We start from the raw sequence: 1,789 nt of genomic DNA, 5'->3' as shown, positions 1-1,789 counted from the left end.
AATGCCTCGTTTTGATAAGGCTTTTTTTATTTTTCTTGAGCCGTAGGCCTTTCGGCTGCGGATAAATTCTTCAGCGACTACTTCTTCAAGTTCTGATTCGTCTTTCTTTGGTTTTGATTGATAATAAGGTTCTCTGTCAAACAACGTTGGTAAAGAATAAAGTCAAATAATAATAGATTTTGGAAGAGGATGTACAACGAGCTTACGCTGCTGTATGTTCTCTTTCTTTTTCTATCATTTTGATTTTATTTCTGATTGGTTTTAAATTGAAGTGCAGGATAATGCGATTTTTATAATGAATAAAGTTACCGTAACCATAGGCTACCCGGTTCAATACTTTGATCTTGTTATTGATTCCCTCTATCTTTCCATTGTTATAAGGATAATAGAAGGTGTTTTGGATATGAGGAAAATGAGCGCGCAACGTCTTTAAACTGGTTTTCATGTATCCAGATAGTTCAGGAGAAGCGGGTTGATCTAAAACAGTTCTTAACTGTTTTGAGTCATTGTGTTCGACGGCTTTAAGAATAGCTTGATACATTGTATAAGTTGCTTTTAGTTCTGGATCGTACGCCAACATCTCAGAAACGATTGCTGATTCCAGACGCTGTCCGAACATGGGAAAGTATTGATAGGTAGTATAAGACAACTCGGACTCTTTCTTCAGTAGTTTCTTCCAGAAGCGTTTGAGTCGTCTGTACTTCTTTTGGTCTTCTCCATTGGACGTTCGAAGTCGATTCATGACTTTTACGCGTGTTTTGTTCATCGCTCGGTTCACGAGCTGAACGATATGAAATCGATCAATAATGATATCAGCGTTTGGAAACAGTTCAGGGATGAAGCTGACGTAACTGGCATTCATGTCTGTCGTAATCGTTTTGACCTGATTTCTCTGGTTTTGGCTGTATCGAGAACAGAAGTGATCTTTGATTGTACGAGTATCTTTGCTTTCTAAAATATCTAGTATCGTTCCTGTTACTACATCAATATACTCAAAAGCCATTTGCCCATTACCATACTTAAACTCATCAAAAGACAAGTTCTCCGGCAATGAATGATAGTAAGGTCGATAATACTTCACCTGTTCATTGATGATTCTTTGAATCGTTGTGGAAGAGACATTCGTCTCTTCTGCCAAGCTCTTGATCGAACGAGCATCAGCTGACTTCGCCAGTATTTCTGCTTTGATAAAATTAGAGATAAAACACGCCTCTTTTACAATCGGTGTTTCCGCAGTAAATGTTGCTTCACAAGATGTACACTTGAACCGCTGCTTTTTCACTCTAAGATAGGTCGGGTAAATGCCAGATATTGGAAAAGTGATTCTAGAAGTCTGAGTCCCATTTTTATAGATAGAGAAGTCCTTGTTTGGTTCCTGACATTTCTTACATTCCGTAGGAATATAAGTCAATGTACAGTCTATAAATTTACATTTCTTTTGTTTGTGTATCCCATAAGACACGCAGTTATCTTCGAAAATCATGTTTTTGTCTTGAATATCTAGTACATTTTGCATATCATTTGATGTAGGCAAGTGAGTTCCTCCTATGGATATTTGGTTTTTGTCGACTATTATTCTACAGGAGAACTCACTTGTTTTCTATTTTCTGAGACAAAAAAAGACGCCAGTGATTTCTCACCAACGTCATATATTATAGAACCGAAAATTCCAAAAATAAAATCAGTTATAATACTATCTATCGTGCAATTTATCGTGGCGACTTCGATGAGCCTGGTTTATCAACCGGTAATCGAGGCGCTATCCGTAAATTAAGACACAGAGGTAAAA

Annotated in this window: 1 protein-coding gene and 1 pseudogene; both read right to left on the bottom strand. The window is 37.2% G+C overall.

The features are described from left to right. A pseudogene (locus ACEN31_RS11465) lies at window positions 1-126 on the bottom strand (IS3 family transposase); the annotation flags it as partial. A gap of 76 nt (window positions 127-202) precedes the next feature. Beyond that, window positions 203-1,483, bottom strand: a complete 1,281-nt coding sequence (locus ACEN31_RS11460) for an ISL3 family transposase (RefSeq protein ID WP_407109472.1) — start codon at window positions 1,481-1,483, stop codon at window positions 203-205. Window positions 1,484-1,789 lie beyond the last annotated feature (306 nt).

Origin of the sequence: Ruoffia sp. FAM 26255, from assembly GCF_045528525.1 — a bacterium.
Taxonomy (GTDB): Bacteria; Bacillota; Bacilli; order Lactobacillales; family Aerococcaceae; genus Ruoffia; species Ruoffia tabacinasalis.
Note: the sequence above shows the minus strand (reverse complement) of the source record. Positions and strands in the feature narration are given on the sequence as shown.

What these genes read in the sequence shown, in the direction of transcription:
- ACEN31_RS11460 (WP_407109472.1), bottom strand. Translation starts at nt 1,483, where the DNA reads ATGATTTTCGAAGATAACTGCGTGTCTTATGGGATACACAAACAAAAG.